The sequence below is a fragment of the Halomonas sp. Cn5-12 genome (genome assembly GCF_021532545.1).
Taxonomy (GTDB): Bacteria; Pseudomonadota; Gammaproteobacteria; order Pseudomonadales; family Halomonadaceae; genus Vreelandella; species Vreelandella aquamarina.
This window is the reverse complement of sequence record NZ_JAKGAY010000007.1, coordinates 26,923-41,966: the sequence shown is the minus strand read 5'-3', so window position 1 is coordinate 41,966 and position 15,044 is coordinate 26,923. Positions and strand designations below refer to the sequence as shown.

The 15,044-nt window shown below is 59.1% G+C and carries 11 protein-coding genes; 10 read left to right on the top strand and 1 reads right to left on the bottom strand.

Annotation, left to right across the window (positions count from 1 at the left end; translation table 11 throughout):
• Positions 1-31: 31 nt before the first annotated feature.
• The 10 genes from bamA (at position 32) to tilS (ending at position 13,068) form a co-directional block, all read left to right on the top strand.
• Complete coding sequence (gene bamA / locus L1249_RS05980; RefSeq protein WP_390816194.1) at positions 32-2,383, top strand: outer membrane protein assembly factor BamA; 2,352 nt, start codon at positions 32-34, stop codon at positions 2,381-2,383.
• 19 nt (positions 2,384-2,402) lie between these two features.
• Positions 2,403-2,903 carry an OmpH family outer membrane protein gene (locus L1249_RS05975; protein ID WP_039175240.1) on the top strand — a complete coding sequence of 167 codons (501 nt, stop codon included), beginning with the start codon at positions 2,403-2,405 and terminating at the stop codon, positions 2,901-2,903.
• Positions 2,904-2,958: 55 nt separating this feature from the next.
• Entirely contained in the window at positions 2,959-3,996 is a 1,038-nt protein-coding gene (lpxD, locus tag L1249_RS05970; RefSeq protein ID WP_054640801.1) for a UDP-3-O-(3-hydroxymyristoyl)glucosamine N-acyltransferase, read from the top strand.
• A gap of 134 nt (positions 3,997-4,130) precedes the next feature.
• Complete coding sequence (fabZ, locus tag L1249_RS05965) at positions 4,131-4,574, top strand: 3-hydroxyacyl-ACP dehydratase FabZ (protein WP_044629712.1); 444 nt, start codon at positions 4,131-4,133, stop codon at positions 4,572-4,574.
• Positions 4,571-5,338 (top strand): acyl-ACP--UDP-N-acetylglucosamine O-acyltransferase, encoded by a 768-nt coding sequence (gene lpxA / locus L1249_RS05960; protein WP_044629711.1) that lies wholly within the window; start codon positions 4,571-4,573, stop codon positions 5,336-5,338. Before fabZ ends, lpxA begins: the two co-directional genes overlap by 4 nt.
• Before the next feature lie 28 nt (positions 5,339-5,366).
• Positions 5,367-6,542 (top strand): lipid-A-disaccharide synthase, encoded by a 1,176-nt coding sequence (gene lpxB, locus L1249_RS05955; RefSeq protein ID WP_172415873.1) that lies wholly within the window; start codon positions 5,367-5,369, stop codon positions 6,540-6,542.
• A complete protein-coding gene (gene rnhB, locus L1249_RS05950) occupies positions 6,532-7,149 on the top strand; it encodes a ribonuclease HII (protein WP_044629709.1) in 618 nt (205 codons plus the stop codon). Before lpxB ends, rnhB begins: the two co-directional genes overlap by 11 nt.
• A gap of 42 nt (positions 7,150-7,191) precedes the next feature.
• A complete protein-coding gene (gene dnaE, locus L1249_RS05945; protein WP_172415874.1) occupies positions 7,192-10,695 on the top strand; it encodes a DNA polymerase III subunit alpha in 3,504 nt (1,167 codons plus the stop codon).
• 146 nt (positions 10,696-10,841) lie between these two features.
• Positions 10,842-11,798 carry an acetyl-CoA carboxylase carboxyl transferase subunit alpha gene (gene accA, locus L1249_RS05940; protein WP_074211052.1) on the top strand — a complete coding sequence of 319 codons (957 nt, stop codon included), beginning with the start codon at positions 10,842-10,844 and terminating at the stop codon, positions 11,796-11,798.
• Positions 11,779-13,068 carry a tRNA lysidine(34) synthetase TilS gene (tilS, locus tag L1249_RS05935; protein WP_172415875.1) on the top strand — a complete coding sequence of 430 codons (1,290 nt, stop codon included), beginning with the start codon at positions 11,779-11,781 and terminating at the stop codon, positions 13,066-13,068. The genes accA and tilS overlap by 20 nt, the downstream gene beginning before the upstream one ends.
• Here tilS and ppx read toward each other — a convergent pair.
• Positions 13,053-14,615, bottom strand: a complete 1,563-nt coding sequence (gene ppx / locus L1249_RS05930) for an exopolyphosphatase (protein ID WP_172415876.1) — start codon at positions 14,613-14,615, stop codon at positions 13,053-13,055. The genes tilS and ppx overlap by 16 nt on opposite strands.
• Positions 14,616-15,044: the final 429 nt, after the last annotated feature.

Sequence of the window (15,044 nt, the reverse complement as noted above, 5' to 3'; positions counted from 1 at the left end):
ACGGGCAGACCAACGCGAGCGAACTGACTGCATGAAAATCAAGACCCTTGGAATGGCGGCACTCTTGCTGGTAGGCGCCAGCGGCGCCCAAGCACAATCCTTTGACGTTTCAGACATTCGTGTGGAAGGACTGCAGCGGGTTTCCGTCGCCTCGGTCTTTAATGCGTTCCCCGTCAGCGCTAATGACCGCGTGGACGAGCAGCAGCTAGCCGCTGCCGCCCGCGATCTGTTCGCTACTGGACTGTTTGAAGATGTCTCGCTGGCCCGGGAGGGCGACGTGCTGGTGATCCAAGTGGTCGAGCGGCCAACCATCGCGCGCTTGAACATCGAAGGCAACGACCAGATTTCGGACGAAGACCTGCGCAACGGCCTGCGTGAGTCGGGCCTGTCGGAAGGTCAGGTACTGCAACTCTCTACCCTTGACGAGATTGAGCGCGAGCTTGAGGGCGTGTATCAGGCTCAGGGTCGCTACAGCGCTGGCATTAATGTTGAGGTGGAAGAGATTGATGAGGGCCGGGTCCAGGTCAACATCGATATCAATGAAGGTGAAGTCGCCAAGATCCGCCAGATCAATATCGTCGGTAACCAGGATTTCGACGATGAAACCCTGCGTGAAGTGTTCGAGCTAAACGACCGCCCTGGCCGTATCTTCGGCTGGTTCTCGAAAGATGAGTACTCCCGAGAAGCGCTCTCTGGTGATATCGAACGCCTACGCTCGTTCTATCTTGACCGTGGCTACGTCAACTTTGATGTTACTTCTACGCAAGTCTCTATCGGCCCTGAAAAGTCAGAAATCTTTATCACCCTGAATATTGATGAAGGCAACCAGTATCGCGTGGGCGATATTCGTTTCGCTGGCGACCTTCAAATCAGCGAGAACGAAGCTCGTAATCTGCTGGAAATCAGCAGTGGTGATATTTTCTCTCGCGGAGAGGTGAACGCCTCCACAGAAGCATTGCGCCAGCGTTTAGGCGCCGAGGGCTTTGCCTTTGCCGATGTACAGGGTGTCCCTGAAATGGCCGATGACGGTGAAACCGTCGATTTGGTCATTGCCGTTAATCCCGGCCAGCGGGCCTATGTTCGCCGCATCGAGTTCTACGGCAATACCACGACACAGGATGAAGTACTGCGTCGGGAAATGATTCAGCTAGAGGGCGCGCCCGCCTCCACCGAGTCTATTACCCAGTCGCGTCAGCGCCTGGAGCGGCTTGGCTTCTTCAGCCAGGTGGAAGTCGACACTCAGCCCGTACCGGGGCAGCCCGACCTGCTGGATGTCACCTACAACGTGGAAGAGCAGCCTTCCGGCTCCATCTCGGCCAGTGTCGGTTTCTCGGAAAGTGCCGGGGTGATCTACGGCGTTGGCCTGGCCCAGAACAACTTCCTGGGCACCGGTAACCGAGTCAACGTCGGCGCGCAGCGCAGCGACACCTTCACCAGCGTGAACTTTGCCTTTACCGACCCCTACTGGACCCTGGACGGCATCTCCCGAGGTTATAACGTTTTCTATCGCGAGACGGACTACGCCGACTCCGATATCTCTACGTTCTCCACCGACGCCTACGGCGCGGGCATCAACTTCGGTTACCCCATCAGTGAGCTGTCGCGGCTCAACTTCGGGGCGAGCATCGAAGACACCACCGTCAAGACCTACTTCGATACGGCCTCTGAAATTCGCCGTTACGTAGAAGACGAAGGTGACAATGCCCAGAGCCTGAAGCTGACCGCCAGCTGGACCCGCAATAACCTGAACCGCGGTATCATGCCGACGGCGGGTAACTATCAGCGTCTCTCGCTGGAAACCGGTGTGCCGGGCAGCGATGCGGAGTACTACAAGGTTCAGGCCCGTGCCCAACAGCTCTTCCCGATCAACGACGATCAGACCTGGGCGTTGAAGTTCAGCGGTAACCTGGGCTATGCCGATACCCTGGCCAGCAACGATCCTTACCCCTTCTATGAGAACTTCTATGCAGGGGGCCTGGGTTCGGTGCGTGGTTTCACGTCCAATACTCTGGGGCAGCGCACTACCCCCGCCCGTGAGGGCGGCCGGGATCGTACCCTTGGGGGGAACGTGCTGGTTCAAGGCAGTGCCGAAGTCCTCTTCCCGATGCCGTTCGTCGAGAACCAGCGCTCGGTACAGCCTTCGCTGTTCCTGGATGCGGGTAATACCTTCCTGAGCTCCTGCTATGACGTGCTGGAAGAGGATGCTGGCCGCCAGCAGTGCAGTTCTGGCGTTGATCTGGGCGATTTACGCTACAGTGTGGGTATTGGTCTCTCCTGGCTGACGCCCGTGGGTCCCTTGACCTTCAGCATTGCAGAGCCGTTAAACGATGAAAGTGGCGATGATACGCAGTTCTTCCAGTTCTCGCTTGGCCAAACGTTCTAATTCAAGGAGTGTCATGATAATGCGTAAACTGACCGCCGCTGTGTGCCTGTTCGGGGCCATGACGCTACCCGCCTACGCGGCTGAAGTCGCTGTACTGGATTGGCGCGCAGCGCTGATGAACACTCAGTCGGCACAATCCTCGCTGAGCCAGTTGGAAAGCCAGATTGGTGGCCAGCAGCGTGAAGCTCAGTCGCTGGGTAACGAGCTGCAGCAGCTGCAAACTCGCTTGCAGCAGCAGGGCGAGACCATGTCGCAATCCGAGCGCGATGCGCTGATTGCCGAGCTGCAGCAGAAGGGCAGCCGTTTCGAGCAGCTTCGTCGTGAAGTGATGCAGGCGCAGCAAACCTCCGAGCAGCAGTTCCTCGAAAGCGCCGAGTCGAAGCTCGAGCGTGCCGTCGAGCAGGTGCTGGAGCGCCACAACATCGACGTGCTGGTAGAGCCGCAGGGAGTGCTGCACTCTTCGACGGACCTTCCCAACGTGACCAACGAGGTCACGCAGATTTTTGATTCGCTGAACTAATTCATGACCGTGGGTGCGGCGCTCGTTGGCCGCACCGCTGCTTTCCTGGGCTCCCATGACGCACGCTTCTCAACACCTCACCCTAGCCGATATCGCACGTCACTTGGACGTTGATTTCGAGGGCGACGCCGACCAGTCAATTCGTGGTTTGGCAACGCTCAAGGAAGCAGCGCCAGACCAAGTCGCATTTTTAGCCAACCGTGCGTACTTAAAAGATCTCGCTACCACCAAAGCGGCAGCGGTACTGCTGCACCCGGAGCACGGCAAGAACTGCCCTGTGCCGCGCCTAGAGATGGATAACCCCTACTTGGGCTACGCCAAGCTCTCCCAGCTATTTGATCCGCTGCCAGCGCGGGATGTGTCGGGTATTCATCCCTCTGCAGTAGTCGCAGAGGGCGTGACGCTTGGGGCCGAGGTTTGCGTCCAAGCCAATGCGGTGATTGAGTCAGGCGTTGTCCTGGGCGACCGTGTAGTGGTTGGCGCGGGTAGCGTGATTGGCGCTGACTGTGTCATCGGTGACGACACGCGGCTGCATGCCAATGTCACCGTTTGCCACGGTGTGGTCGTGGGCAAGCGAGTGATTTTGCACAGTGGCTGTGTGATTGGTGGTGATGGCTTTGGGTTTGCCCATGATGGTGCGGGTTGGCACAAAATTGCTCAGCTTGGCGGCGTGGTGCTAGGTGATGATGTTGAAGTGGGCAGCTGCTCCAGTATTGACCGAGGCGCGTTAGGTGACACCGTCATTGGCAACGATGTCAAAATCGACAGCCAAGTGCAGATTGCCCACAACGTTACCATTGGGGACCACAGTGCGTTAGCAGGCTGTGTAGGGATTGCAGGCTCCACCAAAGTGGGCAAGCACTGCATGTTGGGCGGTGGTGTGGGCCTATCTGGTCATCTCACCATTTGTGATGGCGTTCAGGTCACCGGCATGAGCCTAGTGACCAACTCAATTCATGAGCCGGGGGTTTATTCTTCGGGGACCGGGGCCATGAGCAACACCCAATGGCGTAAAAATGCGGTGCGCTTCAAGCAGCTCGACGATATTGCCAAGCGCTTGGCGCGGGTGGAAAAAAGCCAGCGAGAATCGTGAAGAAAGAAGGGTTTCCTGAGGGAGTAGCTTGAGGCTTAATAGCAGCAGGTTATAATCCACTGCCTTTTACCAGTAGGATTACTGGTGCGCGCCTGATACTGCTCAGGCCTTTTGTCATTTTAGAGGTCGTTACGATGGTTATGGATATCAACGAAATTCGCGAATACTTGCCCCACCGCTATCCGTTCTTGCTGGTGGATCGAGTCACGCAGTTAACCGTGGGTGAAACCATCGTTGCGTATAAAAACGTTAGCATCAACGAGCCGTTTTTCAATGGCCACTTTCCTCATCACCCGATTATGCCCGGGGTACTGGTTGTTGAAGCGCTGGCTCAGGTATGCGGTATTCTAGGCTTTAAAACGGTCAATAAGTTGCCCGCTGATGGCTATGTGTATTATCTCGTTGGCAGCGACAACGTGCGTTTTAAGCGCCCGGTCATGCCTGGCGATCAATTAACGCTTGAAGCGAATGTGATTCGCGGTAAACGCGGTATTTGGAAGTTTGCCTGCCGTGCCACGGTAGACGGCGAGCTGGCCTGCGAAGCGGAAATCATTTGTGCCGAGAGGAAGGTGGCTTGATACATCCTACTGCATTGGTCGACCCAGCGGCACGGCTTGCTGATGACGTTGAGGTTGGCCCGTTCAGCGTGATTGGGCCTGACGTCACGATTGGCGCAGGCTCGGTCATTGGCCCCCATGTGGTGGTGAAAGGCCCCACGGTGCTAGGCGAGCGCACGCGTATCTTTCAGTTTGCCTCGGTGGGCGAAGACTGCCAGGACAAAAAGTACGCGGGCGAGCCAACGCGGCTGGTGATGGGTGACGATAACGTCATTCGTGAAGGGGTGACCCTCCATCGCGGCACTGTTCAGGATCGCAGCGAAACCACCATCGGTTCACGTAATCTGTTTATGGCCTACGTGCATGTAGGGCATGACTGTGTGATTGGCAATGACTGCATTTTAGCGAACCAAGTCACGCTGGCAGGCCATGTCACCCTCGGTGATCACGCTATTTTGGGCGGCCTGGCGGCAGTGCATCAGTTCTGTCACTTTGGCGATCACGCCATGGCGGGCGGCGGTTCGATTATCACTAAAGACACTCCTGCCTATGTGATGATTAACGGCAACCCGGCAGAAGCGCGCGGACTGAACCTCGTGGGGTTGAAGCGCCGAGGGTTTAGCCGCGAAGCGATTGCTGCACTCAGCACAGCCTACAAGCTGGTTTATCGTCAAGGCTTAACCGTCGAGCAGGCAGTGAGCGAAATGCGTAATCGCTTTGATTTGCCTGAAGTGGCCCTGTTCGCTGACTCCATCGAGCGTTCAACACGCGGTATCGTTCGCTAATACTCATCTAACCGGCTCTCCCGTCACTATGACACTGCAGCGCGTATACCTTGTGGCAGGCGAACTCTCCGGCGATATCCTTGGTGCTGGGCTGATGCAGGCGCTGCGCGCCCGGCATCCCCAGGTGGAGTTTCGCGGTATGGGTGGCCCCCGCATGGAAGCCCAGGGGCTGGTTAGCCGCTTCCCTCTGGAAACCCTCTCGGTGATGGGCTTGGTCGAGGTACTCAAGCACCTGCCCGAACTCATCCGTGTGCGCCGTACCCTGCGTGAAGAGGCGCTGGCTTGGCAGCCGGACGTCATGATCGGTATCGATGCCCCGGACTTCAACATTGGGCTGGAGAAGCAGCTGCGTGCCGCTGGCGTCACGACGGTCCACTACGTGAGCCCCTCGGTATGGGCGTGGCGGCAGGGGCGGGTGAAGAAGATCGCCAACGCCGTGGATGCCATGCTCACGCTGCTGCCCTTCGAGGCGGACTTCTATCATCGCCACCACGTTCCCGTAGCTTTCGTTGGTCATCCGTTGGCCGACGAACTGCCGCTGGAAAATGATCGCGAGGCGGCCCGCCGTGCGCTGGGCTTGGACCCGGGCGCACCGGTATTAGCGCTGCTGCCCGGCTCTCGGCGGAACGAGGTTCGTTTCATGGGGGCCACCTTCTTGGAGGCGGTGACGCTGCTATGCCAGCGCCATACGGAGTTGCAGGTGGTGATCCCAGCGGCCACCGCACAGCGCTATACCGAGCTTGGCGAGCTGCTGGCAGGCTACCCCACGTTGGCCCAGCGGGTCACGCTGCTGGAGGGCCAAGCCCGCGAGGCGATGGTCGCCAGCGATGCGGTACTGCTGACCTCCGGTACGGCAGCGCTAGAGGCCATGCTCTGCCATCGCGCCATGCTCGTGGCGTACAAAATGGCGCCCGCGACCCATTGGCTCGCCAAACGGCTGGTGAAAACCCAGTGGATCTCACTACCCAATTTGATTGCCCAGGAGAGCGTGGTGCCTGAGCTGATTCAGCACGCGGCCACGCCGGAGGCGATTGCCGAGCAGATAAGCCAGCTACTTAGCGATGCCGAGACGCGTCACGCACTAGAGGCACGCTTTGCCTCGATGCATGCCACGCTGCAGCGCACGGCCAGCGAGCGCGCCGCGCAGGCGATTACCGCCTTGGTTGCAGGCGAGCCGCTGGAGGCTAAACCGGATGGCGACTAAACCAGCCGACTTTCCGCCGCTGGTGGTGGAGTATACGGGGGATTTTCTGGCGGGGGTCGATGAGGTCGGCCGCGGGCCGCTGGTGGGGAGCGTAGTAGCCGCCGCCGTGATTCTGGACCCCAAGGCACCTATCGACGGCTTAACCGACTCCAAGAAGCTCACTGCCCGCAGGCGTGAGTCATTGGATGTGCTCATTCGCGAGCGTGCGCTGTCGTTTGCAGTGGCAGAGGCGAGTGCTGAAGAGGTCGACTCGCTCAATATCTATCACGCGACGCATCTGGCCATGCGTCGTGCAGTGGATGCGTTAGCTCCCCAGGCGGAGTATCTGCTGGTGGATGGCAACCGGCTGCCGGGGCACGCGTTGCCGGGTCAGGCCGTAGTGAAGGGCGATGCCCGCCATCCGGCCATTGCCGCTGCGTCTATTTTGGCCAAAGTAGCGCGGGATGCGCAAATGGCCGAGCTGGATCTGCGCTATCCTGAATACGGGTTTGCGCGGCACAAGGGCTACCCCACCAAAGAGCACTTGGCAGCGCTGGAAGCCCACGGGCCGCTGGCAGAGCACCGCAAAAGCTTCGCGCCGGTACAGCGCCAGTTAGCGCTGCTGTAGCCGTTCTATTTATTTTATGTAGCGTTTTATGCTGAGAGTCTCATGACGGTTCCGTTCGTTCATCTTCGTTTGCACAGTGAATACTCTCTGGTCGATGGCTTGGTCAAACTCAAGTCGCTGGTCAGCACGACCGCTGAGCGCAGGATGCCGGCGCTGGCGCTCACCGATGAAGCCAACTTGTTTGGCTTGGTCAAATTCTACAAAGCCGCCCAGGGCGCCGGGCTGAAGCCGATCATCGGTAGCGATCTCTGGCTCTCGAATCCCCACGATGAAGCGCACCCCTATCGCATCACGCTGTTGGCGATGAACGACGTGGGCTACCGTAACCTGACCGAGCTGATCTCCAAAGGCTGGACCGACGGTCAACGCCAGGGACGGGCGATCCTCGATAAACAGTGGGTATTGGCGCAGAGCGAAGGTCTGATTGCCCTGTCGGGCGGGCGCGAAGGCGAGATTGGCCGCCACTTGCTCTCCGAGCACGAGCGGGAAGCGCGCCAGCTGCTGGAAGAGTGGCAGCAGGCGTTTCCCGACCGCTTCTACCTGGAGCTCATCCGCACCGGCCGCCCTCTGGAAGAGGCCTGCGTACACGCTAGCGTTCAGTTGGCGATCGAGACCGGCACGCCGGTTGTCGCCACCAACGATGTGCGCTTTCTGGAACGGGAAGACTTCTGGGCCCACGAAACCCGCGTCGCCATTGGTGAGGGTAAAGCCCTGGACGACCCGCGCCGCGAACGCCGCTATACCGAAGAGCAGTACCTCAAAAGCCCCGACGAGATGGCGGCGCTGTTTGCCGATATCCCCGAGGCGCTGGAAAACAGCGTGATGATCGCCGAGCGCTGCAGCGTCGATGTGCGCCTGGGAGAGATATTCCTGCCAGAGTTCGGCATCCCCGAGGGCATGACCCAGGATGAATTCTTCCGCAAGGTCTCCCACGATGGCCTAACGGAGAGGCTCGATTTTCTGTTTCCCGCCGAGCAGTATCCGCGCGATAGCGAGGCGTTCCGCGAGATTGATCAGCGCTACCGCGACCGGCTGGAGTTTGAGCTCAACGTCATCATTCAGATGGGCTTCCCCGGCTACTTCCTGATCGTGATGGACTTTATCCAGTGGGCCAAGGACAACAACGTACCGGTGGGGCCGGGGCGTGGCTCCGGTGCCGGTTCACTAGTGGCCTACGCGCAGAAGATCACCGACCTCGACCCCATCGGCTACGATCTGCTGTTCGAGCGCTTTCTTAACCCTGAGCGTGTCTCGATGCCCGACTTTGACGTCGATTTCTGCATGGAGAAGCGTGACAAGGTCATCGAGTACGTAGCCGACCGCTACGGTCGTAACGCGGTGTCCCAGATCGTCACCTTCGGCACCATGGCCGCCAAGGCGGTGGTGCGCGACGTGGCCCGTGCCCAGGGCAAGCCCTACTCGCTGGGTGACAAGCTCTCCAAGCTGATCCCGTTCGAAGTGGGCATGACGCTGGCCAAGGCCATCGAGCAGGAGCCCGCGCTCAAAGAGTTCATCGAGAACGACGAAGAGGCGGAAGAGATCTGGGAAATGGCCCTGAAACTCGAGGGCACCACGCGGGGTACCGGTAAACACGCAGGGGGGGTGGTGATCGCTCCCACCAAACTCACCGACTTTTCACCCCTGCTATGCGATGAAGACGGCGCGGGCTTGGTGGTGCAGTTCGATAAGAACGATATCGAAGACGCCGGCCTGGTCAAATTCGACTTCCTGGGCTTGCGTACCCTCACCATCATCGATTGGGCGCTTGAGATGGTGGACAAGGTGCGTGACGCAGCAGGCCAGGGACCGCTCAATATCGACGCCATTCCCCTGGACGACGGCAAAACCTTCGAGATGCTCAAGCGGGCAGAAACCACGGCGGTGTTCCAGCTCGAATCCCGCGGCATGAAGGAGCTGATCAAGCGGCTGCTGCCCGACTCTCTGGACGACATGATCGCCCTGGTGGCCCTGTTCCGTCCTGGCCCGCTGCAGTCGGGCATGGTGGATGACTTCATCAACCGCAAACATGGCCGGGCGGAAGTCTCTTATCCACACCCGGATTATCAGCACGACCTGTTAAAACCGGTGCTGACGCCCACCTACGGGATTATTCTCTACCAAGAGCAGGTCATGCAGATCGCCCAGGTGATGGCGGGGTACACCCTAGGGCAGGCCGACATGCTGCGCCGTGCCATGGGCAAGAAAAAGCCCGAAGAGATGGCCAAGCAGCGCTCCGGTTTCATGGAAGGGTGTGCCGCCAACGGCATCGACAAAGACTTAGCGGGCAACATCTTCGACCTGGTGGAGAAGTTTGCCGGTTACGGTTTCAACAAGTCGCACTCGGCGGCCTACGCGCTGGTGTCTTACCAAACCGCATGGCTGAAGGCCCACTACCCAGGCCCGTTCATGGCGGCGGTGATGTCCACCGAGATGGACAACCTGGACAAGGTGGTGCCGCTGATCGAAGAGTGTCGTCACTTGAAGCTGACGGTGACGCCACCGGATGTCAACGTCGGTGGCTACAAGTTCACCGTGGATACCGAAGGGCGGGTGGTGTACGGCTTGGGCGCGATACGTGGCGTCGGGGAAGGCCCGATTGGCGCGATTGTGGAAGCGCGAAACGCGGACGGGCCGTTCAACGATCTGTTCGACTTCTGCCGCCGCATCGATCCGAAACGGATGAACAAACGTACCCTGGAAGCGCTGATACGCTCTGGCGCGTTGGATAACCTGGGGCCCAATCGGGCGGTGCTGTTCGCGGCGATGGAAGATGCGCTGAAGGCCGCTGCACAAAATCACGCCAACCAGAACCTGGGCATGATGGACATGTTTGGTGATGCCTTCGTCGCCGAAGAAGAGGCCAGCGATGTTTACGCCGAGTATCGTCATGTGCGCGAATGGACGGACCGTGAGCGGCTCTCTGGTGAAAAGGACACCCTGGGGCTCTATCTGACCGGGCACCCCATCGACGAGTACGAACGCGAACTCAAGCGCTTCGTGTCGACGCGTATCAGCGATTTGAAACCCTCTCGGGAACCGCAGCGGGTAGCGGGTTTGGTGGTCGCCATGCGCACCATGAAGTCCAAACGTGGCGATACCATGGCATTCATCACCTTGGACGACCGCACCGGACGTATCGAAGCGTCGCTGTTTGGCGAACTTTTCGAGCAGCTACGCGGCCAAATTGAGTCGGATCAAGTGATCATCGTGGAGGGCGAAGTCTCCAGCGACGACTTTTCCGGTGGCCTACGGCTGCGCGGCAAAGATGTGACGCCGATGGTCACGGCCCGCGTGCGCTACGGCCAAGCCGTTGAGCTGGCATTGGACGCCGGGCAGATTAACGGCCGGCTGGTCGAAAGCTTGCGGGATAGCTTGACACCCTACCGGGATAACACCGGCCTACCCGTGCGACTTCAATATCGCCACCCCGATGCTGTCGCTTGGCTGGAGCTGGCCGAGGAGTGGAAAGTCGCGCCTAGTGATGATCTGCTGCTCGCCCTGCGCGATGTGCAAGGGCAGGTGGGCGTCCAGTTACGCTACCGTTAATCACCTAGCGTACGAGCGCCCCAGGGCGCTCGTACGGAATTGAGCGGGCATTGCCTTGCGTGGCAGGGTCAGGGTGCGATAATGGCGCCCAATATGCTCGTTTCGACAAGGCTTATTTTTTTATAGGCAGCTTACAGGCAGAGCCGATGAATCCTAACTATCTCGATTTTGAACAGCCCGTTGCCGAACTCCAGGCAAAAATTGAGGAGCTGCGTTTGGTGAGCTCCGACAGCCAGGTGAACCTCTCAGATGAGATTTCACGGCTGGAGGAGAAGAGCCGCAAGTTAACGGAATCAATCTTCAAAGATTTGACCCCTTGGCAGGTTTCCCAGCTATCGCGGCACCCCCAGCGCCCCTATACGCTGGATTATTTAGAACATATTTTTACCGATTTCGATGAGCTGCACGGTGACCGAAAATTTGCGGATGACGCTGCCCTCGTCGGCGGCATTGCCCGCTTAAACGATGCGCCGGTGATGGTCATTGGCCATCAAAAAGGCCGTGATGTTAAAGAGAAGGTGCGCCGTAACTTTGGTATGCCGCGCCCGGAAGGCTACCGCAAAGCGTGCCGCTTAATGGAAATGGCTGAGCGCTTTAAAATGCCCATTCTGACGTTTATCGATACTCCCGGCGCGTATCCCGGTATCGACGCGGAAGAGCGTGGTCAGTCGGAAGCGATTGCCTATAACCTGGCCGTCATGTCGCGCCTGAAGACGCCGATTATTTCCACCGTGGTGGGCGAAGGCGGCTCCGGCGGAGCCCTGGCGATTGGCGTGTGCGATGAGCTGCACATGCTGCAGTACTCTACCTACTCGGTCATCTCCCCAGAAGGCTGCGCCTCCATTCTGTGGAAGAGTGCCGAAAAAGCCCCCGATGCGGCCCAGGCCATGGGAATCACCGCCGAGCGCTTAAAAGAGCTGGGATTTGTAGATTCGCTGATCAAAGAGCCGTTGGGCGGCGCCCATCGTCACCCGATAAACACCGCAGCGCGGGTTAAAGACGCGCTCTCTGCCAGCCTTGAGCGCCTGCAAGCGCTGGATATTGATGCCCTGCTTGAGCGCCGCTATGAGCGCCTGATGAGCTATGGCGCCCCAGCCGCCTAAACGGCTTTTGCGCTTGCTTCACGACGCCCTGGCGGAAACCCCGCCGGGGCGTTGCGTTTGGGTCGCGCTCTCCGGTGGCTTGGATTCGTCGCTGATGCTGATGCTAGCCGCGGAGGCCTGCCAAGACAGCGGCCAAGTGCTACGCGCCCTACATGTTAATCACGGCCTACAGGCGGCGGCGGCCGACTTTGAAACCCACTGCCGACAGCTGTGTCAGCGCCTTGGCGTGCCGCTAACGGTTGAGCGTGTGGCGATTGAATCGCGAGGCGAAGGGGTAGAGGGCGCTGCTAGGCGCGCTCGCTACGCGGCCTTTGCGCAGCATGTGAAGCCGGGTGACGCGCTATGGCTTGGTCAGCATCAGGATGATCAAGCGGAAACCCTCTTACTGGCAGCGCTGCGGGGGAGCGGTATTCGTGGGTTGGCGGGTATGCCATATCAACGGGAGTGGCAAGGCATTACGCTTGTGCGCCCTTGGCTCAGCATCAGCCGCCAAACTCTGGCTGATACGGCCCACGCTATGGCACTGACTTGGTGTGAAGACCCCACCAATCGCGATATTGAATTTGATCGCAACCGTTTGCGCCACGAAGTGCTGCCAATGCTGACTCAGCGCTGGCCTGGTGCGGTACGTTCGTTGGCCAAGAGCGCTGGCTTGGCCGGTGAGGCCGACACGCTCCTTGCCAGCTACGCCGCCGAGGAGTTGGCCGTGCTTACGTTGGGAACGGGCTGTCTCGATGCGTCAGCATTGGCCGCATTGCCGTTACCCCGTCAGCGGCTGCTCGTTCGTACGCTGTGTCAGCAGCTAAGGCTGCCCACGCCTCCACAGGCGCGTCTGGCCAGCCTGCTCGGCCAGCTTACCGCCGCCCAGGATGCCCAGGTGCTAGTAGAGTGGCCCGGAGCCCAGGCCCGGGTGTGGCGGCGCAGGCTTTATCTTATGACGCCGTTGGCTGCGTTGCCGGATTGGCAAGCGCCTTGGAACGGAGAGCCAGGGGTGAGTACTCCTCTTGGGCCGCTACAGCTTCGTCTGGAATGCGACGCCTACTTAGCAGAATCGTTCATGCTGCGCTGGCGGCAGGGCGGGGAAGTGCTCGTATTGCCTGGGCGTGGCCGACGCGACCTCAAACGCTTGCTGCAAGAACGGGCGCTTCCGCCCTGGGAGCGGGAGCGGCTGATTGTTGTGATGGCCGGAGAGCGCTGTCTGGGCGTGCTCCAACCGCCTGCCTACGTTCTGTGGCAGGCGGAAGGGGCGACGTTTCATCGCGAGGGGTAGGAGGGCGTATTCAGGTTGAACGAAAACCCGGCGTTGGCCATGAACGTCTGTTCCTGCTCTAAATCGGTGCTGAGCAGCGTGGGTTCATCGCTGGGGGGCAGCGTAATGGTGAGCGCGTCGCCATTGCTGTCAGCAGCAATTTGGGGCGGTATGGGTGCGCCTTCAGGCCGCGAATGATTAATCAGCACGGCGAGGCGTAGCAAGCGGGCAAGCTTAGCCGCGCTTGGCTGCTGTGAGGCAGGCAGCGCTTGCCACTCCTTAAGCGGGAATTTACGCCGGTGAGCACGCACTAAAAACGCCAACAAGCGCTGCTCGGGGCGAGAAAACCCGGCTAGGTCCGAATGCTCTAATAGATACGCGCCGTGGCGGTGGAACTGGCTATGGGAGATGGCTAGCCCAATTTCATGCACATGGCTTGCCCAGCTCAAATAGTGGCCCTGTTCGGCGGTTAAGCCCCACGGCTGCTTCGCTACGGCAAACAAGTGCTTGGCGGTTTCCGCCACATTTTCTGCTTGCCGGGTATCTACGTCATACACTCGCTTGAGCATGTCGAGGGTTTTGGAGCGGGTATCTTCGGCGCTGTTGCGCCCCGCCATGTCATAGAGCACGCCTTCACGCAGTGCGCCGTCGGCAAAGCGCATTTGGTGAAGGTCGAAGGCTTCAAAAATGGCGCTCAAAATGGCAATGCCCGCCGGAAATACCCGAGCCCTATCGGGTTTGAGGCCGTCCAGCTCGACCTTTTCCAGATGTTTGCATTTCAACAGGCGCTCGCGCAGTTTTTTCAAGCCGCTGCGGGTAATCACCCCCTCTTGAGGCGTGTCGCCGTAAGCGTGCAGCACGCTGGCAGCAGCCTTAATCGTGCCGCTGGAGCCTACCGGATCATCCCATCCTAAGCGCTGGTAAGGGCGCTGGATGTTGGCCAGCTCTGAAAGCGCTGCCAGCTCGGCGCGGCGCATGCGCTTTTCGGTAAGTTCGCCATCGGCAAAAAAGCGTCTGGTAAACGTGACACAACCCATGCGCAGGCTTTCCAGCGCTTTGGGCTCAAAGGCTTCACCGATAATAAACTCGGTAGAGCCGCCGCCAATATCGACAATCAAGCGGCGGCCGCTTTCGGCCAGGGCGTGGGCGGCACCCAAATAAATTAGGCGGGCTTCTTCGCGCCCGGCAATAATCTCGATGGCGTGGCCAAGCTGGGCTTCCGCGCGCTCGATAAAGGTTTGGCTGTTGTGGGCGTCACGCAGAGCATTGGTGCCCACAATACGAAGGTTAGGGCCTTCGATATCGGTTAAAAACGGCGCAAAACGGCCTAAGCAATCCAGGGCGCGCTGCATAGCGGCTTCACTGAGGTAACCGTTCTCGTCAAGTCCTGCCGCCAGTTGGACCTTTTCACCTAGTCGTGCCACTACTTGTAAACGTTCATTTTGGTAGTTAGCAACCAGTAGGTGAAAGCTATTGGAGCCAAGGTCAATGGCGGCTAGGCGCTGCGGTTCACCGCTCTCAAATTCGGCAGTGGGTGCGGCGATGGGGAGCGAAATGTCCTTGGGCATGAGCTATCCTTCAAATTGGCTATGCCAAGGTTGCGGTGACCTCTAACTATTGTCAATTGCCAAAGGCTTGCGTTTGTCGCGGGCCTTGACTACCATCGAGCTACTGGCTTGATCCGAGTTGGCTTGTTCGTCTAACAAGCGCACTGACTCGGGCACCCCGAGCAGTACGTATCCAGATGGCATCAGCCAGATGTCCAAGTCGTCAGATAACCCGCTGAAACAGCATTTTTCTGTGCCAATCAGATTAACTAGTTTGTTTGCACCCTCACGCCAAGCAGTCATTGATGTCATTGTTATGCTTTAGGCATTGTTACAGCGACTGCCCAGCTTTCACCACTCGAGCGTGTGCCTAGATGGGGTTCTGAACGCATCACTCGGCGCTTAGCCCTATATTTAGGCCAAGCCTCCTGTCTTATTCCCGGCGCCTAG

Excerpts from the sequence above, each read along its gene's own strand:
- bamA (WP_390816194.1), top strand. The coding sequence starts at position 32 with ATGAAAATCAAGACCCTTGGAATGGCGGCACTCTTGCTGGTAGGCGCC.
- L1249_RS05975 (WP_039175240.1), top strand. The coding sequence starts at position 2,403 with ATGCGTAAACTGACCGCCGCTGTGTGCCTGTTCGGGGCCATGACGCTA.
- lpxD (WP_054640801.1), top strand. The coding sequence starts at position 2,959 with ATGACGCACGCTTCTCAACACCTCACCCTAGCCGATATCGCACGTCAC.
- fabZ (WP_044629712.1), top strand. The coding sequence starts at position 4,131 with ATGGTTATGGATATCAACGAAATTCGCGAATACTTGCCCCACCGCTAT.
- lpxB (WP_172415873.1), top strand. The coding sequence starts at position 5,367 with ATGACACTGCAGCGCGTATACCTTGTGGCAGGCGAACTCTCCGGCGAT.
- rnhB (WP_044629709.1), top strand. The coding sequence starts at position 6,532 with ATGGCGACTAAACCAGCCGACTTTCCGCCGCTGGTGGTGGAGTATACG.
- dnaE (WP_172415874.1), top strand. The coding sequence starts at position 7,192 with ATGACGGTTCCGTTCGTTCATCTTCGTTTGCACAGTGAATACTCTCTG.
- accA (WP_074211052.1), top strand. The coding sequence starts at position 10,842 with ATGAATCCTAACTATCTCGATTTTGAACAGCCCGTTGCCGAACTCCAG.
- tilS (WP_172415875.1), top strand. The coding sequence starts at position 11,779 with ATGGCGCCCCAGCCGCCTAAACGGCTTTTGCGCTTGCTTCACGACGCC.
- ppx (WP_172415876.1), bottom strand. The coding sequence starts at position 14,615 with ATGCCCAAGGACATTTCGCTCCCCATCGCCGCACCCACTGCCGAATTT.